The organism is Lysobacter yananisis, assembly GCF_031199375.1.
GTDB classification, from domain to species: domain Bacteria; phylum Pseudomonadota; class Gammaproteobacteria; order Xanthomonadales; family Xanthomonadaceae; genus Lysobacter; species Lysobacter yananisis.
This window is the reverse complement of the sequence record NZ_CP133568.1, coordinates 3,828,955-3,848,050: the sequence shown is the minus strand read 5'-3', so window position 1 is coordinate 3,848,050 and position 19,096 is coordinate 3,828,955. Positions and strand designations below refer to the sequence as shown.

Genomic DNA, 19,096 nt, shown 5'->3' with positions numbered 1-19,096 from the left:
CCGCGGCCGCGCCGCAAGCCGATGCGGGCATGGTCGCCGCGGCGGCGCCCGCCGCCGAGCCGCGTCCGGCCCGCGCCCAGCTCGAACCCGCCACGCAGCCGCAAGCCGCGCCCCCCGCGCAACTGGTCGAATCCTTCGCCGTCGCGCCGGCCGCGTTGATCCGGGTGCCGCTGTCGGTGCGCTGGCGCGACCTGGACGCGTTCAACCACGTCAACAACTCCAAGTTCCTCAGCTACCTCGAGGAAGCGCGCCTGCGCTGGATGGTGACCCTGCCCGGCCACGGCATGGACGAGCACGTCGCGCCGGTGGTCGCGGCCGCGCACCTGAACTACCGCCGGCCGATCGAATGGCCGAACGAGATCGACATCGAACTGTTCGTCGAGCGCCTCGGCAACACCAGCCTCAGCGTCGGCCACCGCATCGTCGGCGCCAACGACCCCAGCGCGCTGTACTGCGACGGCAACGTGGTGCTGGTGTGGATCCATCGCGAGACCGGCCAGCCCGCGGCGCTGCCGGAGCCGGTGCGCGCGGCCTGCGCGCCGCGCTGAGCGGCGCCGGGAAATAAAGTCGGAAGGCCTTCAGGCCTGGTTTTTTTTGCTTGAGTGCTCGGGCCTGCAGGCCCGATGCTTTTCGCTCGGATCGCCGCGATCTGAAACAACAGCATCGGGCCTGAAGGCCCTCCCACAACAGCATCCGCGGCCCGATTGCGGGCCCGCGCTCAAGGCGCGGCCTTGCGCACCTCGAACTCGCCCAGCAGCGAGCCGCCGCCCTTCAATTCGAACTCGATCGCCACCCGGCTGCCTTCCTTGAGCGGCGCATGCGGCTGCATCAGCATCAGATGCATGCCGCCGGGCTTGAGCACCGCCGCGCCGTCGGGCGCGATCCGCAGTTCCGGCAGCGCGCGCATCTTGCTGACGCCGTCGACGATGCGGGTCTCGTGCAGCGACACGTCGGCGAAGGCCGCGCTCTTGGCGCCGACGATGGTCACCGGCGCCGCGCAGCGGTTCTCGATCCGGCCGAAGCCGGCCATCATCGGCATCTGCATCGGCGGCAGCCGCACCCAGCCTTCGCGCACCTGCGCCGCGCACGCCTTCGCGGCGGCCGCGGGCGCCGGCGATTTCGCCGCCGCGCCGTTCATCGAAGCGGCCAACAACGCCGCCAGCGCCAACCCCGTTCGGATGCGAGATACGTTCATCGGCCTATGATAACCCTCGGCCGACGATCGGCCGAACAGGTAGGGAACCATCAAGGAGTCGACGATGAACCAACCGTTGCGTCCCCGTTTCTCGCCGCCCGCGTTCGGCGCGCTCGCCGCGGGACTGCTGGCCGCCTGCGGCGGCGCCCCTTCCGGCGACCGTGCCGCCGCCCCGGCCGACCGCAGCGCCGAGGCCAAGCCGGCCAAGTCCGAAGCCGCGCGCGAAGGCACGCTGCGCCTGACCGTCTACAGCGGCGACTACGAGGCTCTGGCCGGCGTCCGCGCCGCCAGCGCCGGCATGCCCGGCTACGCCCTGGTCGAACGGCCGCTGCGCGAATCGCTCAAGCGCGGCGCCAACGCGCTGGAGGAATCGCCGCTGCCGCCGTCGATGGACGTGGAGGCCGCGACCCTGGTCCCGCGCACGCCCGGCGTCGGCGTGATCGCGCAGCGCTACATCGCCGCGGTGTCGGGCGCGCAGAACGTCATGAGCGGCGCGATCGGGCGCAAGGTCGCGGTCGAGCACACCTCCGGCGGCGCCAAGCAGACCGACAGCGGCGTGCTGCTCGCCACCGGCGACGGCCTGACCCTCGCCCTCGACGACGGCCGGGTCAAGGTGATCCGCAACTACGACAGCTTCAGCCTGATCGACAACGAAGGCGCGCTGCCGCGCCGCTCCTCGCTGCGGTGGACGGTCGAGGCGGCCCAGGCCGGCGACGCCGATTTCGTGCTGAGCTATCCGATGGGCGGCCTGGCCTGGCGCGCCGAATACCAGGCCACGCTGGCGCCGGGCGCGGGCTGCACGCTCGCGCTCGACGGCGCGGCGCTGGTCGCCAACCGCTCCGGCCGCGGCTTCGACCGCGCGCGGCTGAGCCTGGTCGCGGGCGAGCCCAACCGCCAGCGCGGGGTGCAATTGGAAACCATCCAAGTCACCGGCGCGCGCATGGCCTACGCCGACGCCGCGGCCCCCGCACCGGCGCCGCCGATGCCGGTCGAACGCGCCGCCGGCGAATACCACGCCTACGACCTGCCGCAACCGGTCGACCTGCGCAACGGCGGCACCGAGCGCATCGCCCTGTTCCCGCGCAACGGCGCGGTCAAGTGCGAACGCATCTACGCGCTCGACGCCGCCGGCGTCGGCTGGGAACCGCCGACGCCGCTGCTGGACCGCAACTACTCCGGCCAGACCGGCGACCTGTCGGTGCTGAGCAAGGTCGAGTTCGTCAACGACAAGCCCGCCGGCCTCGGCCTGCCGCTGCCGGCCGGGCGCGTGCGCGCGTTCGACGGCGACGATTTCCTCGGCGAATCGCGCCTGGAGCACACGCCGGCCGGCGCCGAGATCAAGCTCGAGCTGGGCAAGGTCTTCGACCTCAGCGCCAAGCGCGAGGCCACCGCGTTCCAGCTCGACCGTACCGGACGCACGATGACCGAATCGTTCGCGATCGAGATCAAGAACGCCAAGAAGACGCCGGCCACGGTCCGCGTCACCGAACCCTTGCCGCGCTGGAGCGATTGGGAGATCGTGTCGTCCAGCCTGCCGGCGAAGAAGAAGGACGCGCACCGCGCGCAATTCGAAGTGGCCGTGCCGGCGCAGGGCGACACCAAGCTGACCTACACCGTGCGCTACCGCTGGCCCCAGGACGTCAAACCATGAATTGCGTAGAAACCCAGACCCACGGCGACATCGTCGAAATCAAGCTGGCGCGCGCGCCGGTCAACGCGCTCAATCCGGCGCTGTGCAACGCCGCGCGCGAAGCCGTCGAGCACGCCATCGGCCACGGCGCCCAGGGCATCGTGCTCAGCGGCGGGCCGAAGGTGTTCTCCGCCGGACTGGACGTGCCCTACCTGCTCTCGCTCGGCGACCAGCGCGATCACCTGCTGCTGGCCTGGCAGTCGTTCTTCGGCCTGGCGCGCACCCTGGCCTCGGCCCAGGTGCCGGTGGTCGCGGCGATCGCCGGCCACGCCCCGGCCGGCGGCTGCGTGCTGACGCTGTGCTGCGATTACCGGGTGATGGCCGCGGGTGCTTACCGCATCGGCCTCAACGAGACCCAGGTCGGCCTGGTCGCGCCGGAAGGCATCCAGCGGCTGATGCGGCGCGTGGTCGGCACCTATCGCGCCGAACGCCTGCTGGTGGCCGGAGCGATGGTCGACGCCGAGACCGCGCTGCGCATCGGCCTGGTCGATGAGCTGGTCGAGATCGAGCAGGTCGCCGCGCACGCGCGCGAGTGGCTGCAACAACTGCTTAGCCTGCCGCGCAGCGCGATGCTGCAGACCCGCGCGCTGGCCCGCGCCGACCTGATCGAGGCGCTGCGGCCGGAGCATATCGAGCTCGACCGCTTCGTCGACTCCTGGTATTCGCCGGACACCCAGGCCGCGTTGCAGGCGTTGGTGGCGAAGCTGGGCAAGTGACGAAGGAGCGAGCGTGGAGGAGTAAGGAGCGAGCCAAAGCTTTCGCTCACTCCTCACTCCTCCACGCTCGCTCCTCGCTTCAAAGCAACCACACCTCGACCCGCTCGTTGCGATAGCGCGCCAGCGGATCGCGGGCGCCCGCCACCGCCAGCGCCGTGCCCATGCCGCGCGCCACCTGCACCTTGATTCCGCGCGAGACGAGCTCCTGCGCGACCAGATCGGCGCGATCGTTGCTCATCATCATCGACGCCATCGGCGAGCCGGCGCTGGCGTCGGCGAAGCCGACCACCAGCACGCTGCGGCCGCGGTTCGGCGGCAGGCGCATGAAGCTGCGCAGGCGGTCCAGGTCGCGCACCGCGCGGCTGTCGTAGACGCTGGCGGCGACCGCGGCCTCGCCGGAGCCGGCGAAGTTGAAGCGCAGGCTCAGCGGCAGGCGCACCGCGCGTTCGACCATCTGCCGGTACTCCAGCGGCCCCAGCGTCAGCGCGCGTTCGCGGCCCGGCACCAGGGTCACCGCGACGTGGCCGGCCCGGGCGACCGCGCGCTGGCCGCCGCGGCCCATCGAATACAAGGCGAAGCTGCGGCTCAGCGCGCCCATCATCTGGCCGCCGTAGAGGTAAAGCCGGCGGCTGAGCGGATAGTCCTCGCTGAGCACGTCGGCGCGGGTCGGCGCGATCGCGCGGCCGCCGTCGGACACCGCCACCGGCCGCGCGCCCTGGCCGTAGCTCTCGCCGATCGGAACCAGCCCGACCGCGAACGGATCGGCGGCGACCGCCGCGATCAGCGCGCGCGCGTCGGAGTGCATCTGCGCCTCGCCGAACGCGGCGCCGCGCATGACCTTGTCGTTCATCAGGTCGCGCACCGCGCCGGCGTTCGCGTCCAGATGCAGATGCACTTCGCCGGCGGCGGCGCCGAGTTCGCGCCAGTCGCGCGAGCGGCCGGAGAACAGCGCGCGCAGTTGCTCCAGGTCCAGCCGCGCGATCGGATTGGCGCGGTTCACCACCACCGCCACGCCGTCGAGCGCGACCACGAATTCCTGATCCTGCGAGGCCAGGTCGCCGAGCTGCCAACCGGCGTCGATCTCGGCCGCGTTCGGCCGCCGCGCCATCATCGCGATCTGCGCGCGGCCTTCGACCAGGTCGGCGAAGCCGAGCGCCGAATCGCTCGCGGCGATCTCCACCACCAGCGGCTGGCCGTCGCGCGTGGCGTGGATCTCGGTCAGCGCCGCGCGCGGCTTGCGCACCTGGATGTCGCGATAGCCGATATCGCGCAACCAAGCCTGCGCCACCGTCGGCACCAGCGCGCGCGCGAGCGTGTTGGAACCGCTGATGCGCACCCGTTCGGCCTCCTGCGCGGGCGCGGCCGCGGCGAACAGCAGGACGAACCAGAACAACAGCGACGAAACCGCGGCACGCACCATGGCGCGCTCCCCCTGAAGAGCGAATTGCGCGCAAGGATGGGAACGGGATGTGACGCAGCGATTACGCGATGTGCGTCACTTGCATATCGTTATGGAATGCACTGATTGCGCATGAAAAGGCGGCCTCTTTCTCATGGCTTCGATGCGACTGGCGGCCGCGCCGATGCGCTTGTGCAAGGGCCTGCAAGCCCGATGCTCTTCGCTCTTGTGGGAGGGCCTTCAGGCCCGATGCTCTTCGCTCAGGTCGCCGCGATCCGAGCGAAGAGCATCGGGCCTGAAGGCCCTCCCACAAAAGCGATCGGTCGCTGCGGGACGCAGGAGTTCCCGGGTCCCCGCGTTCGCGGGGATGACGGCATGCAGGAGATAACGATATGCAGGAGATGCGGCGAACCCCGCCTCACTCGTCCCCGGTCGCCACCGGCCGCTGCGGGTCTTCGATCCAGCCGCTCCACGAGCCGGTGTATAGACCGGCCCCGTCGAAGCCTGCATGCGCCAGCGCCAGCAGGTGATGGCAGGCGGTGACGCCCGAGCCGCACATCGCCGCGACCTGCGCGGGTTCGCGCCCCTGCAGCAGCGGCGAGAACTCCTGCGCCAGCGCCTGCGGCGACTTGAAGCGGCCGTCGTCGAGGTTCAGCGCGTACGCGCGGTTGCACGCGCCGGGCACGTGGCCGGCGCGCTTGTCCAGCGGCTCGACTTCGCCGCGGAAACGCTCGCCGGCGCGCGCATCGATCAGCAGCCCGCCGGAATCGAGCAGCGAACGCACCTGTTGCGCGTCGAGCAAGCGGCGCGCGTCGTAGCCGGCCTCGTACGAGGTCGGCTGCGGCGTCGGCAGTTGCGCGTCGGTAGGCAATCCGAGCGCGCTCCAGCGCTGCCAGCCGCCGTCGAGCACGGCGACGCGGCGATGGCCGAGCACGCGCAGCAGGAACCACAAGCGCGAGGCCGCGAGCGCGCCGTCGGCGGCGTCGTAGACCACGACCTGATGCTGCGCGGTCACGCCCCAACGGCCGAGCGTGGCGACGAAATCGGCCGCGTCCGGCCACGGATGGCGGCCGCCGCCGGGCTTGCGGTGGTCGGACAGGTCGCGGTCGAGATCGGCGTAGCGCGCGCCGGGGATATGCGCCTGGCGATAGGCCTGTTCGCTGGCGGCGCGATCGGTCAGCGAGGTGCGGGTGTCGATCACGATCAGATCGTCGCGGCCCAGCGCCGCGGCCAGGTCTTCGGCCGATACCAGGGTGGTCCAGTCGCTCATCGCACGGCCTCCAGGCGTTGTCGCAGGTTGAGCAGCATCGACGCGGTCGCGCCCCAGATGCGCTGGTCGGGCCAGCGGTATTCCAGCACGTGGCGCGCGCGCCCCTTGTACTCCAGGGTGCGGGTGGTGAGGTTGTCGGGGTCCAGCAGGAACGCCAGCGGCACTTCGAACACCGCCGCGACTTCCGCCGGATCGGGCGCGGCGACATAGGCCGGATCGACCGTCGCCACCAGCGGCAGCACGCGGAAGCCGGTGATGGTCACCAGCGGGTCGAGGAAGCCCAGCGGCGCGATCTGCGCGGGCGGCACGCCGATCTCCTCGAAGGTCTCGCGCAGCGCCGCGGCGACCGCGTCTTCGTCGTCGGGCTCGATCCGCCCGCCCGGGAAGCTGACCTGGCCGCCGTGCTGGCGCAGGCCGTCGGTGCGCCGGGTCAGCAGCACCTGCACGCCCTGCGGCCGCGGCACCAGCCCGACCAGCACCGCCGCCTGCGCGCGCAGCGCGTTGTCCGGCAGCAGGCCGTGCAGGTCGTCGAGGTTCCAGCCGTCGTCCTCGGGCGCGGCGTCGAGCGGGTGCAGCGCGGTCAGCAGGCGGGTGCGCGCGCGCGAGTCGCCGGCGAGGAAGTCGGCGTCGAAGTCGCGGCTGCCGGCGATACGTTGATCGGAAGCGGATGCGTTCGACGCGGGTGCGCTCGAAGCGGGTGCGTTCGAAGCGGAATCGATCGCAGCGGTGTCGCCGGGACCCGGCGCGTTGGCAGCGTCCGCGCCGGCGACGCGACCGTCCGCAGCGCGCGGCCCCGCGGCGCGACCCTCGTCGGGGCGGTCGCGCCCGCTCATGCGCGGTTCGATTCGCGCTGCGGCAGCACGTGTTCCATCAGGCGCAGGCGCTCGTCGTCGTTCATCTGCGACCAGCGCGCGATCTCGGCGGTGGTGCGGTGGCAGCCCAGGCACAGGCCGTCGTCGTCGAGTTGGCAAATGCCGATGCACGGGCTCAGCACCGCGCGGAATGTCGTCATGTCGTCCACCGGGGCCATGCCGCCATTGTGCCTGGCGGCGCGGCCGGGTAAAGCCTCGCCGCCAGGACCCGATCGCGTCCGGCGGCAAGCGCAGCGATAAACGGCGGGCGCCGGCCGCGGCGTGCGGCCGCGGCGCCCGCCCCAGAAACGACTTGCGCCGGACGGGCCGGCGCAAGTGCGTTGGAGCCTAAGACCGCGAACGCGGGTCTTACTTGACGCTGATCAGCTTGATCTCGAACTGCACGGCCACGTTCGGCGGGAACGGGGTGCGCGGGTCGGCGCCGTAGGCCTTCTCGGACGGCAGGGTCACTTCCCACTTCGAGCCGGCCGGCATCTGCAGCAGCACGTCGCGCATGGCCTGCATCTCGATCTCGCTGACCTTGATCGACGGGATGTTGTTGGCCGGACGCGCCTGCGCCGGACGCTCGCCCCACGGGAACGGACCGGCCACTTCCAGGGCCACGGTGCTGGCCTGGGTCGGCTTGGCGCCGGTGCCGTTCTCGACCACGCGGTACTGGGCGCCGCCCGGCAGCACCTTCACGCCGGCCTTGGCCTTGTTGGCGTTGACGAAGGTGTCGCTCTTGGTCTTGTTCTCGGCCGCGGCCTTGTCCCACTCGGCCTTGGCCTTCTCGGCCTGGCGCTTCTGCATGTTCTGCACCGCGGTGCGCAGCTGATCGACCGGCACCGAGGGCTGCTTCTTGGCGTAGCCGTCCTGCAGGCCCTTGACGATGGTGTTCACATCGACCGCTTCGCCGCTTTCCACGGCATTGCGGCCGAGGTCGTAGCCGAGCGCGTAGCTCAGCTTGCCCTTCTCGGAAGAAGTGTCCTGCGCGACGGCGTTGCCGGCGGTCAGAGCCAGGGCCGCGACGGCGGCAGCAATCAAACGCAACTTCATTCGATGAAATCTCCGGTAATGGCACGGGGCGACCTGGGCCGCCCCGATCAGCTGGGGGCGGCTTCCAATGCCCCGTATGTAGTGTCCATCGGTCGAAAGGCCCCGACAGGACGGGTTAGGATACCGGCGGCAGCGCTTAACCGCTACTGACGCCAGCCCGCTCTGACCGCGCCGCCGGCGCGGAGTTCAACGCCGGTCGCAATCCCCCTCGTCCCTGAATCTACGGCCATCACATGACCGAATCGCCCTTGCTGATCGCCGATCGCGGCGCCGTGCGCCAGATCACCGTCAATCGTCCCGACAAGCTGAATGCGCTCAACGCGGCCACCCTGGACGCCCTGCTGGCCGCCTTCGAGGCCGCCGCGGCCGATCCGGCGGTGCGCGCCGTGGTCCTGACCGGCGCCGGCCCCAAGGCCTTCGTCGCCGGCGCCGACATCGCCGAGATGAACGGACTCGCTCCGGTTCAGGGTCGCGACTTCTCCCTGCGCGGGCAGAAGCTGATGCGCCGGATCGAGAAGATGCCCAAGCCGGTGATCGCCATGATCAACGGCTTCGCCCTCGGCGGCGGCCTGGAACTGGCGATGGGCTGCCACCTGCGCATCGCCGCCGACAGCGCCAAGGTCGGCCAGCCGGAAATCAACCTCGGCCTGATCCCGGGCTTCGGCGGCACCCAGCGCCTGCTGCGCCTGGCCGGGCGCGCGGCGACCCTGGAACTGTGCCTGCTCGGCGCGCCGATCGATGCGGCGCGCGCGCAGCAGCTCGGCATCGTCAACCGCGTGGTCGCGGCGGCCGAGCTGGAAGCGGAAACCTTCAAGCTCGCCGAGCAGTTGGCCTCATCCGCGCCGCTGGCGCTGCGCGGCGTGCTCGACTGCATCGCCGTCGGCGGCGAGTGCGGGATCGAGGAAGGCCTGGAATACGAGACCGCGCAGTTCGGCCTGATGTTCTCCACCGACGACATGCGCGAAGGCACCGGCGCGTTCCTGGAACGGCGCAAGCCGGCGTTCCGCGGCAGTTGAGCGACCGGTGAGCGAGCGCGCGCCGAACGCCTGCGTGTGCGCCTGCGCCGATGCGTCCGGCGCGCGCGCGCATGCGATCGCGCGCGCGCTGGCCGACGACGATCTCGACCGCGCGATCGCGCTCGGCCTGCTCGATCCCGACTTCGATGCCGCCTGCGTCTGCGCCGCCTGCGCGCCGGCGTGCGCGCAGCGCAGCCGCCACGCGCGCCAGGCGCGCCTGCGCGCGCTGGCCGCGCGCGAACGCTACCGCGCCCGCGACCGCCGCCTGCAGCGCCGCGCCGAGGAACGCACGGCGCAGCGCGCCGCGGCGTCGGTCCGGACGGCTGCCGAGACGTCCGCCGACGACACCGCGGCCGACGCGGCGACGGCCTCGACTGAGCCCCCGAACCTCCCCGCCGCCGAAACCGCGCCGCGCCCCGCTCTGCCGAGCGCCGCAGCCGCCGCGCTCGCGCGCGCCAAAGCCAAGGCCGCCCAGCGCGGAACGCCGTAGCCGTTCGCGCCGGCCTTACCCTTCGAACCTCCTTCGCACCGCCCTCCCCGCATGCCCAAGACCGCGCCCGCCTCCCGGCCAGCCACGTCCGCCCGCTCCGCGTCCTCCGCCGCGAACAAGCCCGCGGCGAAACGGACTTCGGCGGCGGGCTCCGCCAAGAAGACCGCCGCAAGCAAGAGCGCCGGGAAGACCGTCGCGAGCAAAGCCGCGACCAAGAAACCGGCGGCGAAGAAACTCGCGACCGCGAAGAAAACCGCCGCCAAGCCCTCGCCCAAACCGGTCCGCCCGAGCGCACGCGTCGACGCGACCGTGCGCGAACGTCCCGGCGCGCAGATGAAGCCGGCGCAGATCGAGGAGATGTTCGCCCGCTTGCAGGCGCTCAACCCGCATCCGACCACCGAACTGGAATACACCACGCCGTTCGAATTGCTGGTCGCCGTCGCGCTCTCGGCGCAGGCCACCGACGTCGGCGTCAACAAGGCCACGCGCAAGCTGTTCCCGGTGGCGAACACGCCGCGGGCCCTGGTCGATCTCGGCGTGGACGGGCTCAAGCCCTACATCGCCACCATCGGTCTGTTCAACACCAAGGCGCAGAACGTGATCGCGCTGTCGCAGCAGTTGCTGGACCGGCACGGCGGCGAAGTGCCGCGCGAGCGCGCCGCGCTCGAAGCGCTGCCGGGCGTCGGCCGCAAGACCGCCAACGTGGTGCTCAACACCGCGTTCGGCGAGCCGACCATCGCGGTCGACACGCACATCTTCCGGGTCTCCAACCGCACCGGACTGGCGCCGGGCAAGGACGTGCTCGCGGTCGAGCACAAGCTGGTGAAAGTGGTGCCGGATCGCTACCTGCAAGACGCTCACCACTGGCTGATCCTTCACGGACGTTACGTTTGCAAGGCACGCAAACCCGACTGCCCGCATTGCGCGATCCGTGATCTTTGTCGCTTCCCGGACCAGACGCCGGGCGATCCGGAGCCCGTAGCTGTCTGATCGGAAAGGATATTTCAGCCGAAACCTGACCGTTGTAACCACGTCATCCGGCGGTCATGCCCAAGAAATAAGTCAGTCCTGTCACATTTACGCAACTTTCACACCCTAGCCTGCGCGCCATCTCTCCACGCCTCAGGGCTAGCCCAATGAAACTCTCGCGCACCACCCTCGCCGTTGCGTTGCTCGCTGCGCTCGCCGCGCCCGCCGCGCACGCCGAAATCGCCCTCGACGTCATCGGCGACTCGGAAGTCACCTTCGAAGGTCTGGTCCAGGCGGATTACAACGACTTCAACAGCGATGTCCTGAACCTCAACGGCGACCTGCCGGACGGCAAGGACACCGACCAGGAACTGCGCCGCGCCGAGCTGGTGCTCAAGGGCAAGGGCCCGGGCAACTTCGAGTGGGTCGCCGGCTACGACGCCAAGGCCGACAAGTTCCTCGACGTCAACCTGAAGTACAAGATCGGCGGCGACGGCAACCACTACGTGCAGTTCGGCCAGTTCAAGCAGCCCAACAGCATGGAAGAGCTGTCGTCGACCAAGAACAACGACTTCATCTCCAAGGCGATGGTGACCAACACCTTCGGCATCGCCCGCCGCCTCGGCGTCGCCTACAGCTACGGCACCAACGACTGGAGCCTGACCGCCAGCTACTTCGGCGACGAGCTGACCCGCAACCAGAAGCACGGCAAGGGCTACGGCCTGCGCGGCACCTTCGCCCCGATCAACGAGAAGGGCAACGTCCTGCACCTGGGCCTGTCGTACGTGAACCTGGACGCGGAGCTGGAAGGCAACACCGGCATCCTCGACAACAGCGCGCGCATCCGCACCCGTCCGCAGGTCGATCTGGCCTCCGGCCGCCTGGTCGATTCGGGCACCCTGACCAACGTCGACACCCAGGCCATCATCGGCGCCGAGGCGATGTACGTGCAGGGCCCGTTCAAGGTCCAGGCCGAGTACATGCGCAGCACGCTGGACCGCTACAAGACCGCGACCCTGACCGGCAAGGACTACACCACCGACAGCTGGTACGTCAGCGGCGTGTGGAACATCACCGGCGAGACCTGGGGCTACAAGTCGGGCACCCCGACCACCCCGCTGCCCAACGAGCCGGCCACCGGCATGTGGCAGGTCGGCCTGCGCTACGACAAGATCGACCTCAACGACGGCAGCCTGCGTCCGGGCGCCACCCCGACCGCCGCCCCGATCGTCGACGGCGTGCTCGGCGGCGAGATGAGCGCCTGGACCGTGGGCGTGAACTGGTACTGGCGCTCGAACTTCAAGTTCATGCTGGACTACTCCATCGTCGACAGCTCGCGCTACATCGGCAAGACCAGCGCGACCTACTCGCAGAACCCGCAGTACAACAACCGCACCTTCAACCGCGTGGTCGACGACAGCCCGAACGTGCTGTCGGCGCGCCTGCAGTTCTACTGGTAAGCGCTCGACGGATCTCTCTCCCCCTCGATCGGTTTCGATCGTTACAGGGCGCGGCAGGTGCCGCGCCCTTCTTTTCGCAGCCCGTCTTTCGCAGCCGCGCCGGCGACGCCGACGGCCGCGCATCGGACGCCGGGGGACGTCATCGCTTCGTCATTCTTCCGACCTGCCGCTGTCACCGATCCGTTATGCAATGCGCGCCAACGGATTCGTGCCAGCCGTCTCTCTTCAGGAGCCCCATCGTGTTCAATTCCCGTAGCTTCCGCGTGACCGCGCTGGCCCTGGCCGCCGCGTTCGCCTTCAATGCGCAGGCCGCCGACGTGACCGGCGCCGGCGCCTCGTTCGTCTACCCGGTGATGTCCAAGTGGTCGGCCGACTACGCCAAGGCCACCAACAAGAAGGTCAACTACCAGTCGATCGGTTCGGGCGGCGGCATCGCCCAGATCAAGGCGGCGACCGTGGACTTCGGTTCGTCCGACGCTCCGCTCAAGCCCGAAGAGCTGGCCAAGTTCGGCCTGGCCCAGTTCCCGTCGGTGATCGGCGGCGTGGTGCCGGTGGTCAACGTCCCGGGCGTGGCGTCCGGCGCGATGAAGCTCGACGGCGCGACCCTGGCCAACATCTTCCTCGGCAAGATCACCATGTGGAACGATCCGGCCATCGTCGCCCTCAACGGCGGCCTGAAGCTGCCGGAGAAGAAGATCACCGTCGTGCACCGCTCCGACGGTTCGGGCACCACCTTCAACTTCGTCAACTACCTGTCGAAGATCAGCCCGGAGTGGAAGTCCTCGGTCGGCGAAGGCACCGCGGTCAAGTGGCCGACCGGCATCGGCGGCAAGGGCAACGAGGGCGTGGCCGCCTACGTCAAGCAGATCCAGGGCGGCATCGGCTACGTCGAGCTGTCCTACGCGCTGCAGAACAAGATGTCGTACTCGCGCCTGAAGAACGCCGACGGCAAGTTCGTGCTGCCGACCGACGAGACCTTCTCGGCCGCCGCCGCCAGCGCCGACTGGGCGAATTCGAAGGACTTCTACCTGGTCATGACCAACGCGCCGGGCGAGAACTCCTGGCCGATCACCGCGACCAACTTCATCCTGATGTACAAGCAGCCCAAGAACGCCGAAGGCGCCAAGAACGCCAAGGAATTCTTCAAGTGGGTCTACGCCAACGGCGATGCCCAGGCCAAGACCCTCGACTACGTGCCGCTGCCCGACGCGCTGGTCAAGCAGATCGAGACCTACTGGCAGAGCAACATGAGCTATTGATCGACCGGGAAGGCGATCGGACCGGGGGGTTGCGGTCGCTTGCCAGGGGAGATCGGACGCAACGGGCCTTCGGGCCCGTTTCGTTTTTTGCGGCCCGCGCGGGGATGGGCTCGCCAGGGCCGGGCTCGCCGGAACCGGGCCGGAGCGCCGGCGCTTGTGGGAGGGCCTTCAGGCCCGACGCTCTTGTCCCACGTCGCGGCGATCTGGAACAAGAGCGTCGGGCCTGAAGGCCCTCCCACAACACCGCCCACAACACGTCCCGGCCGCCACCCAGGCCACGCTCCGCATTCGAACCCGGGCCGCGCCCAGGCCGCCCGAGATCGCTTTGTTACCGCCAAATCGCGCGCAAACCCCGCAAAACCGCGACCCCGGACACCCCTGGCGGGCTTTCACTACAGATTCGTGACGAATCCATGTCATAGCGGTGTAACAAAAAGATCATCAAATGGCGCCACCCAGCCGGCGCCCAGCCGGCCTCCCCACGATGGAGTTCCGAATGAAATCGTCGCCGGCCCGCCTCGCCGTCCTCTCCCTTGCCATCGCGCTGACCGTCGCCGCCTGCGGCGGCGGCAACCAGCCCAATCCGGCGGCCTCCGGCGACGCCAATACCGACGCCGCCGCCCCGGCCGGCGACAAGGTCGCCGCCCAGATCACCGGCGCCGGCGCGACCTTCATCTTCCCGCTGCTGTCGAAGTGGTCGGACGACTACAACAAGGCCACCGGCGCCAAGGTCAACTACCAGTCGATCGGCTCCGGCGGCGGCATCGCCCAGATCAAGGCCGGCACGGTCGACTTCGGCTCCTCCGACAAGCCGCTGCCGAGCGACGAGCTCGCCGCCGCGGGCCTGGGCCAGTTCCCCTCGGCGATCGGCGGCGTGGTGCCGGTGGTCAACGTCGACGGCATCGACGCCGGCAAGCTGCGCCTGACCGGCCCGCTGCTGGCCGACGTGTTCATGGGCAAGGTCGCCAAGTGGAACGACCCGGCGATCGCCGCGGCCAACCCGGGCACGACCCTGCCGGACCTGAAGATCAACATCGTGCACCGCTCCGACGGCTCGGGCACCACCTTCAACTTCTCCAACTACCTGTCCAAGGTCAGCCCGGAGTGGAAGGCCAAGGTCGGCGAAGGCACCTCGGTGCAGTGGCCGGGCGGCGTCGGCGGCAAGGGCAACGAAGGCGTGGCCTCGTACGTGAAGCAGATCAAGGGCTCGATCGGCTACGTCGAACTGGCCTACGCGATGCAGAACAAGATGGCCCACACCCAGTTGCAGAACGCGGCCGGCCAGTTCGTCCAGCCCAGCGCCGAATCGTTCCAGGCCGCGGCCTCGACCGCCGACTGGGCCAGCGCCAAGGACTTCAACCTGGTCATCACCAACGCCGGCGGCGAGAAGTCCTGGCCGATCACCGCGACCAACTTCATCCTGATGTACAAGACCCCGAAGGACGCCAAGCGCAGCGCCGATACCCGCGCGTTCTTCAAGTGGGCCTTCGAGAACGGCCAGTCGCAGGCGCAGGCCCTGGACTACGTGCCGCTGCCGCCGGAACTGGTGAAGCAGATCGAGGCGTATTGGGGCGCGGAGTTCAAGTGACGTTCTGACCCGCGCCCGCTTAGCGGGCGCGGCTTTGTCAGAACGTCATTCCCGCGAAAGCGGGAATCCAGAGCCTTCAGCGCGTTGCCTCCTACCCTGAGCGCCACGTCGCGATGAAGCCCTGGATTCCCGCCTACACGGGGATGACGGCAGGTAAGAAACGCAACACCTGACTGTTCATCGGCTTCGGCACTCACGCTCCACGCCGAAGAAAACCGCGAGCACCCAACGCACCACCCGACAGCCAGCCTCCTTCCCACGCGTGGCCCCGCCGGACATCTCTCGCAAATGAACGCGACCGCCCTACCCGCCCAGACCGGGACCTCCTCCGCCCGCGACGTCAAGGACGCGCGCCAGGACCGCCTGTTCCGCTACGTCCTCACCGCCACCGTCGTCTTCGTCCTCATCGCCCTCGCCAGCGCCGCGCTGTCGATGCTGTGGGGCGGCCGCCACGTGCTGGAAGAAGAAGGCCTCGACTTCTTCATCACCGCGCAGTGGAACCCGGTCGAGAACCACTACGGCGCGCTGGTTCCCATCTACGGCACCATCGTCACCGCGCTGATCGCGATGGTCATCGCCGTGCCGGTGAGCTTCGGCATCGCCTTCTTCCTGACCGAGGTCGCGCCGCGCTGGGCGCGCGGTCCGATCGGCACCGCGATCGAACTGCTCGCCGGCATCCCCTCGATCATCTACGGCATGTGGGGCCTGTTCGTGCTGGTGCCGGTGATGACCGAATACGTCACCCCGTGGCTCAACGACAACATCGGCACCTGGCCGGTGATCGGCGCGCTGTTCCAGGGCCCGCCGCTGGGCATCGGCATGCTCACCGCCGGCATCGTGCTGGCGATCATGGTCATTCCTTTCATCTCCTCGGTGATGCGCGAAGTGTTCCTGACCGTGCCCACGCGCCTGAAGGAATCGGCCTACGCGCTGGGCTCGACCAAGTGGGAAGTCAGCTGGGACATCGTCCTGCCCTACACCCGCTCGGCGGTCATCGGCGGCATCTTCCTCGGCCTGGGTCGCGCGCTCGGCGAGACCATGGCGGTGGCCTTCGTGATCGGCAACTCGGTCAACTTCTCCGCTTCGCTGCTGGAGCCGGGCACCACCATCGCCGCGCTGATCGCCAACGACTTCGGCGAGGCCACCGAGACCTACCGTTCGGCCCTGCTGCTGCTCGGCTTCGTGCTGTTCATCGTGACCTTCGTGGTGTTGGCCGCGGCGCGGCTGATGCTGATGCAACTCGCGCGCAAGGAGGGCAACTGATGAGCGCCGTCGCCAACAAGCACGACGCGGCCGAAGCCGCGCGCCACCGCACCGCCGATGCGCTGTACCGCCGCCGCCGCGTGGTCAACGCGGTGTCGGTGGTGATGGCCTGCGCCGCCGCGCTGTTCGGCCTGTTCTTCCTGGGCTGGATCCTCTACACCCTGATCTCCAAGGGCATCGGCGGCATCAACCTGGCGCTGTTCACCCAGAACACGCCGCCGCCGATGCAGGAAGGCGGTCTGCTCAACGCCTTCTTCGGCAGCGCGGTGATGTGCCTGATCGCCATCGTGATCGGCACCCCGCTCGGCATCGCCGCCGGCACCTGGCTCGCCGAATACGGCGCCGGGCGCAAGATGGGCACGGTGGTGCGCTTCGTCAACGACATCCTGCTGTCGGCGCCGTCGATCGTGCTCGGCCTGTTCGTCTACACCCTGGTGGTGATGCAGACCGGCGGCAACTTCTCCGCGCTGGCCGGCGCGATCGCCCTGGCCTTCATCGTGCTGCCGGTGGTCGTGCGCACCACCGACGAGATGCTGCGGCTGGTGCCGCCGCAGATGCGCGAAGCGGCGCTGTCGCTGGGCGTGCCGCAGTGGAAGGTGATCATGCAGGTGCTCTACCGCAGCGCCTCGGCCGGCATCGTCACCGGCGTGCTGCTGGCGCTGGCGCGCATCAGCGGCGAAACCGCGCCGCTGCTGTTCACCGCCTTCGGCAACCAGTACTGGAGCCACAACGTGCTGCAGCCGATGGCGAGCGTGCCGGTGGTGATGAACCAGTTCGCCGGCAGCCCGTACGAAACCTGGCAGACCCTGGCCTGGGCCGGCGCGCTGGTGCTGACCTTCTTCGTCCTCGTCGTAAGCCTGCTCGCGCGCGCGCTGGTGCTGCGCAATCGGATCTCCAATGACTGACCTCTCCACCACCCCCGCCGCCGCCCGGAACCCGGTTATGAATGACGCTCGCTCGTCCGACGCACGCCTGTCCGTCGCCACGCCCAGCCGCGAAGCGGCCGGCGCCAACCCGGTCAAGCTGGCCGCGCGCGATCTGAACTTCTATTACGACAAGTTCCACGCGCTCAAGTCGATCAACCTGGAAATCCCGGAGAAGCAGGTCACCGCGCTGATCGGCCCGTCGGGCTGCGGCAAGTCGACCCTGCTGCGCATCTTCAACCGCATCTACGCGCTGTACCCGAAGCTGGAGGCGCGCGGCCAGGTGCTGCTGGACGGGGAAAACATCCTCGACCCGAAGTACCCGATGAACCGCCTGCGCAGCAAGGTCGGCATGGTGTTCCAGAAGCCGGTGCCGTTCCCGATGACCATCTTCGAGAACGTCGCCTACGGCATCCGCCACCACGAGAAGCTGTCGAAGTCGGAAATGAACGACCGCGTCGAGCAGGCCCTGCGCCAGGGCGCGCTGTGGGACGAGGTCAAGGACAAGCTCGGCCAGAGCGCGCTGGGCCTGTCCGGCGGCCAGCAGCAGCGCCTGTGCATCGCCCGCGCGGTCGCGCTGCGCCCGTCGGTGCTGCTGCTCGACGAACCGACCTCGGCGCTGGACCCGATCTCCACCAGCCGCATCGAGCAGCTGGTCGAGGAGCTGAAGAAGGACTACACGATCGCGATCGTGACCCACAACATGCAGCAGGCCGCGCGCGTGTCCGACTTCACCGCCTTCATGTACCTGGGCGACCTGATCGAACACGGCCCGACCGAACAGATCTTCTCCAAGCCGACCAAGCAGCAGACCGAGGACTACATCACCGGTCGCTTTGGGTGAGGGGCCGCGCTTAGCCGGTGCCCTGTCGGCACCGGCTGCGGCACCGAACGACCGGCCATGGATGGCCGGGCCGGACTGTCCGAAGATGCGCCGTCCCGCCATGGACGGCGGCGTCGGCCCAGCAAGAACACGAGCGAGATTGGAACCTACATCCATGAGCAACCAGATGCACGACCACATCGTCAAAAGCTACGACGACGAGCAGCGCCGCCTGCTCGACGAAACCCTGCGCATGGGCGAGATCGCCGCGGCGCAACTGGAATCCGCGCTCGACGTGGTCCAGCGCCGCGACGACAAGGCCGCCGAGCGCATCATCGCCAACGACGAGGCGATCGACGCGCTCGAGCAGGAAATCAGCCACGACGTGATGAAGCTGGCGCTGCGCGGGCCGATGGCGCGCGACCTGCGCGAGATCCTCGCCGCGATCCGCATCGCCTCGGACATCGAGCGCGTCGGCGACTACGCCGCCAACGTCGCCAAGCGTTCGACCGCGCTGAACCTGTCGCCGCCGCTGCCGCACGTGGCCGGCCTGCACGCGCTGGGCACCCTCGCGGTCAAGCAGTTGCGCGACGTGCTGGTGGCCTACCGCGACAACGACGTCGAACTCGCGCAGCGGGTGCGCGACCGCGACGCCGAGGTCGACACCGCCTACACCGGCCTGTTCCGCGAACTGCTGACCTACATGATGGAGGACGCGCGCAGCATCACCGCCTGCACCCATCTGCTGTTCATGGCCAAGAACATCGAGCGCGTCGGCGACCACGCCACCAACATCGCCGAGAACGTGTGGTTCCTGGTCAAGGGCGACGAACCGCTGCCGCCGCGCGACAAGCGCGACGCCACCAGCACCACCGGCGCGGTCTGACCCGCCGGCGCCGGCCGGCGGAAGCTTCCGCCACCGGCACGCTTGCTGGCCCGCCGCGCGCCGCGCGGCGGGCCGTCGCGTTTTCGCGGGCCCGATCCGCGCAACGCCGTCGCAGACGCCCGCTGCACCGCAGCATGCCGCGCGGGCCGGGCCGACGCGCCGCCGCGGCCACCGGCTCGCGCGCAAACGCCGCCGCCGCGCGGATGCAACCGTTTTCAACGTCCGCGCGCTGAATGCTTTCT

The 19,096-nt window shown here is 69.5% G+C and carries 20 protein-coding genes and 2 pseudogenes; 14 read left to right on the top strand and 8 right to left on the bottom strand.

The genetic code is table 11. The features are described 5' to 3' along the window. Nucleotides 1-29 precede the first annotated feature (29 nt). The gene (locus RDV84_RS16140) at nt 30-548 is read left to right on the top strand and encodes an acyl-CoA thioesterase (RefSeq protein WP_425606381.1); all 519 of its coding nucleotides are present in this window, start codon (nt 30-32) and stop codon (nt 546-548) included. 56 nt (nt 549-604) lie between these two features. Here RDV84_RS16140 and RDV84_RS26635 read toward each other — a convergent pair. Next, a pseudogene (locus RDV84_RS26635) lies at nt 605-685 on the bottom strand (DUF6053 domain-containing protein); the annotation flags it as partial. Nucleotides 686-718: 33 nt separating this feature from the next. Then, the gene (locus RDV84_RS16135) at nt 719-1,246 is read right to left on the bottom strand and encodes a copper chaperone PCu(A)C (RefSeq protein ID WP_267272128.1); all 528 of its coding nucleotides are present in this window, start codon (nt 1,244-1,246) and stop codon (nt 719-721) included. 13 nt (nt 1,247-1,259) lie between these two features. Here RDV84_RS16135 and RDV84_RS16130 point away from each other — a divergent pair, with 13 nt between their 5' ends. Together RDV84_RS16130 and RDV84_RS16125 are read left to right on the top strand one after the other, a co-directional pair. Further along, nucleotides 1,260-2,846 (top strand): DUF4139 domain-containing protein, encoded by a 1,587-nt coding sequence (locus tag RDV84_RS16130; protein ID WP_309150912.1) that lies wholly within the window; start codon nt 1,260-1,262, stop codon nt 2,844-2,846. Continuing rightward, entirely contained in the window at nt 2,843-3,601 is a 759-nt protein-coding gene (locus RDV84_RS16125; protein WP_078998655.1) for an enoyl-CoA hydratase/isomerase family protein, read from the top strand. Before RDV84_RS16130 ends, RDV84_RS16125 begins: the two co-directional genes overlap by 4 nt. A gap of 79 nt (nt 3,602-3,680) precedes the next feature. Here RDV84_RS16125 and RDV84_RS16120 read toward each other — a convergent pair whose 3' ends face one another. Next, entirely contained in the window at nt 3,681-5,021 is a 1,341-nt protein-coding gene (locus RDV84_RS16120; protein ID WP_309150911.1) for a substrate-binding domain-containing protein, read from the bottom strand. A gap of 111 nt (nt 5,022-5,132) precedes the next feature. On the opposite strand from RDV84_RS16120, the pseudogene RDV84_RS26630 reads away from it, so the two are divergent. After that, nucleotides 5,133-5,306: pseudogene (locus RDV84_RS26630) on the top strand (DUF6053 domain-containing protein); the annotation flags it as partial. A gap of 112 nt (nt 5,307-5,418) precedes the next feature. Here RDV84_RS26630 and RDV84_RS16115 read toward each other — a convergent pair. From RDV84_RS16115 to RDV84_RS16100, 4 genes are all read right to left on the bottom strand, one after another. After that, on the bottom strand, nt 5,419-6,270 hold the full coding sequence (locus RDV84_RS16115; protein ID WP_309150910.1) for a sulfurtransferase: 852 nt from the start codon (nt 6,268-6,270) through the stop codon (nt 5,419-5,421). After that, nucleotides 6,267-7,103, bottom strand: coding sequence for an NUDIX hydrolase (locus tag RDV84_RS16110; RefSeq protein WP_309150909.1), 837 nt, complete (start codon nt 7,101-7,103; stop codon nt 6,267-6,269). Before RDV84_RS16110 ends, RDV84_RS16115 begins: the two co-directional genes overlap by 4 nt. Continuing rightward, nucleotides 7,100-7,282: a DUF1289 domain-containing protein gene (locus RDV84_RS16105; RefSeq protein WP_057950174.1), complete on the bottom strand. Its 183-nt coding sequence runs from the start codon at nt 7,280-7,282 to the stop codon at nt 7,100-7,102. Before RDV84_RS16105 ends, RDV84_RS16110 begins: the two co-directional genes overlap by 4 nt. Before the next feature lie 208 nt (nt 7,283-7,490). Next, nucleotides 7,491-8,177, bottom strand: coding sequence for an FKBP-type peptidyl-prolyl cis-trans isomerase N-terminal domain-containing protein (locus RDV84_RS16100; protein ID WP_057948195.1), 687 nt, complete (start codon nt 8,175-8,177; stop codon nt 7,491-7,493). A gap of 233 nt (nt 8,178-8,410) precedes the next feature. On the opposite strand from RDV84_RS16100, the gene RDV84_RS16095 reads away from it, so the two are divergent. The 5 genes from RDV84_RS16095 to pstS (RDV84_RS16075) all read left to right on the top strand — a co-directional run bounded on the left by RDV84_RS16095 (nt 8,411) and on the right by pstS (RDV84_RS16075) (nt 13,371). Continuing rightward, nucleotides 8,411-9,193, top strand: coding sequence for an enoyl-CoA hydratase/isomerase family protein (locus RDV84_RS16095; RefSeq protein WP_057948196.1), 783 nt, complete (start codon nt 8,411-8,413; stop codon nt 9,191-9,193). 76 nt (nt 9,194-9,269) lie between these two features. Then, nucleotides 9,270-9,683 (top strand): hypothetical protein, encoded by a 414-nt coding sequence (locus RDV84_RS16090; protein ID WP_309153742.1) that lies wholly within the window; start codon nt 9,270-9,272, stop codon nt 9,681-9,683. 333 nt (nt 9,684-10,016) lie between these two features. After that, on the top strand, nt 10,017-10,673 hold the full coding sequence (nth, locus tag RDV84_RS16085) for an endonuclease III (RefSeq protein ID WP_057950175.1): 657 nt from the start codon (nt 10,017-10,019) through the stop codon (nt 10,671-10,673). Between the two features lie 146 nt (nt 10,674-10,819). Further along, nucleotides 10,820-12,112: an OprO/OprP family phosphate-selective porin gene (locus tag RDV84_RS16080; protein ID WP_057948198.1), complete on the top strand. Its 1,293-nt coding sequence runs from the start codon at nt 10,820-10,822 to the stop codon at nt 12,110-12,112. 239 nt (nt 12,113-12,351) lie between these two features. Further along, nucleotides 12,352-13,371, top strand: coding sequence for a phosphate ABC transporter substrate-binding protein PstS (gene pstS / locus RDV84_RS16075; protein ID WP_057948199.1), 1,020 nt, complete (start codon nt 12,352-12,354; stop codon nt 13,369-13,371). Here the strand turns inward: pstS (RDV84_RS16075) and RDV84_RS26625 are convergent. After that, the gene (locus RDV84_RS26625) at nt 13,365-13,610 is read right to left on the bottom strand and encodes a DUF6053 domain-containing protein (protein WP_425608217.1); all 246 of its coding nucleotides are present in this window, start codon (nt 13,608-13,610) and stop codon (nt 13,365-13,367) included. The genes pstS (RDV84_RS16075) and RDV84_RS26625 overlap by 7 nt on opposite strands. Nucleotides 13,611-13,867: 257 nt before the next feature. On the opposite strand from RDV84_RS26625, the gene pstS (RDV84_RS16070) reads away from it, so the two are divergent. From pstS (RDV84_RS16070) to phoU, 5 genes are all read left to right on the top strand, one after another. Next, complete coding sequence (gene pstS, locus RDV84_RS16070) at nt 13,868-14,959, top strand: phosphate ABC transporter substrate-binding protein PstS (protein ID WP_309150908.1); 1,092 nt, start codon at nt 13,868-13,870, stop codon at nt 14,957-14,959. 288 nt (nt 14,960-15,247) lie between these two features. Beyond that, nucleotides 15,248-16,222, top strand: a complete 975-nt coding sequence (gene pstC / locus RDV84_RS16065) for a phosphate ABC transporter permease subunit PstC (protein WP_057948201.1) — start codon at nt 15,248-15,250, stop codon at nt 16,220-16,222. Next, nucleotides 16,222-17,127, top strand: coding sequence for a phosphate ABC transporter permease PstA (pstA, locus tag RDV84_RS16060; protein WP_309150907.1), 906 nt, complete (start codon nt 16,222-16,224; stop codon nt 17,125-17,127). The genes pstC and pstA overlap by 1 nt, the downstream gene beginning before the upstream one ends. Continuing rightward, nucleotides 17,120-17,989 carry a phosphate ABC transporter ATP-binding protein PstB gene (pstB, locus tag RDV84_RS16055; protein ID WP_425606249.1) on the top strand — a complete coding sequence of 290 codons (870 nt, stop codon included), beginning with the start codon at nt 17,120-17,122 and terminating at the stop codon, nt 17,987-17,989. Before pstA ends, pstB begins: the two co-directional genes overlap by 8 nt. A gap of 154 nt (nt 17,990-18,143) precedes the next feature. After that, on the top strand, nt 18,144-18,854 hold the full coding sequence (phoU, locus tag RDV84_RS16050) for a phosphate signaling complex protein PhoU (protein ID WP_057948204.1): 711 nt from the start codon (nt 18,144-18,146) through the stop codon (nt 18,852-18,854). Nucleotides 18,855-19,096: the final 242 nt, after the last annotated feature.

What these genes read in the sequence shown, in the direction of transcription:
- RDV84_RS16140 (WP_425606381.1), top strand. Translation starts at nt 30, where the DNA reads ATGGTCGCCGCGGCGGCGCCCGCCGCCGAGCCGCGTCCGGCCCGCGCC.
- RDV84_RS16135 (WP_267272128.1), bottom strand. Translation starts at nt 1,246, where the DNA reads ATGGTTCCCTACCTGTTCGGCCGATCGTCGGCCGAGGGTTATCATAGG.
- RDV84_RS16130 (WP_309150912.1), top strand. Translation starts at nt 1,260, where the DNA reads ATGAACCAACCGTTGCGTCCCCGTTTCTCGCCGCCCGCGTTCGGCGCG.
- RDV84_RS16125 (WP_078998655.1), top strand. Translation starts at nt 2,843, where the DNA reads ATGAATTGCGTAGAAACCCAGACCCACGGCGACATCGTCGAAATCAAG.
- RDV84_RS16120 (WP_309150911.1), bottom strand. Translation starts at nt 5,021, where the DNA reads ATGGTGCGTGCCGCGGTTTCGTCGCTGTTGTTCTGGTTCGTCCTGCTG.
- RDV84_RS16115 (WP_309150910.1), bottom strand. Translation starts at nt 6,270, where the DNA reads ATGAGCGACTGGACCACCCTGGTATCGGCCGAAGACCTGGCCGCGGCG.
- RDV84_RS16110 (WP_309150909.1), bottom strand. Translation starts at nt 7,103, where the DNA reads ATGAGCGGGCGCGACCGCCCCGACGAGGGTCGCGCCGCGGGGCCGCGC.
- RDV84_RS16105 (WP_057950174.1), bottom strand. Translation starts at nt 7,282, where the DNA reads ATGACGACATTCCGCGCGGTGCTGAGCCCGTGCATCGGCATTTGCCAA.
- RDV84_RS16100 (WP_057948195.1), bottom strand. Translation starts at nt 8,177, where the DNA reads ATGAAGTTGCGTTTGATTGCTGCCGCCGTCGCGGCCCTGGCTCTGACC.
- RDV84_RS16095 (WP_057948196.1), top strand. Translation starts at nt 8,411, where the DNA reads ATGACCGAATCGCCCTTGCTGATCGCCGATCGCGGCGCCGTGCGCCAG.
- nth (WP_057950175.1), top strand. Translation starts at nt 10,017, where the DNA reads ATGAAGCCGGCGCAGATCGAGGAGATGTTCGCCCGCTTGCAGGCGCTC.
- RDV84_RS16080 (WP_057948198.1), top strand. Translation starts at nt 10,820, where the DNA reads ATGAAACTCTCGCGCACCACCCTCGCCGTTGCGTTGCTCGCTGCGCTC.
- pstS (WP_309150908.1), top strand. Translation starts at nt 13,868, where the DNA reads ATGAAATCGTCGCCGGCCCGCCTCGCCGTCCTCTCCCTTGCCATCGCG.
- pstC (WP_057948201.1), top strand. Translation starts at nt 15,248, where the DNA reads ATGAACGCGACCGCCCTACCCGCCCAGACCGGGACCTCCTCCGCCCGC.
- pstA (WP_309150907.1), top strand. Translation starts at nt 16,222, where the DNA reads ATGAGCGCCGTCGCCAACAAGCACGACGCGGCCGAAGCCGCGCGCCAC.
- pstB (WP_425606249.1), top strand. Translation starts at nt 17,120, where the DNA reads ATGACTGACCTCTCCACCACCCCCGCCGCCGCCCGGAACCCGGTTATG.
- phoU (WP_057948204.1), top strand. Translation starts at nt 18,144, where the DNA reads ATGAGCAACCAGATGCACGACCACATCGTCAAAAGCTACGACGACGAG.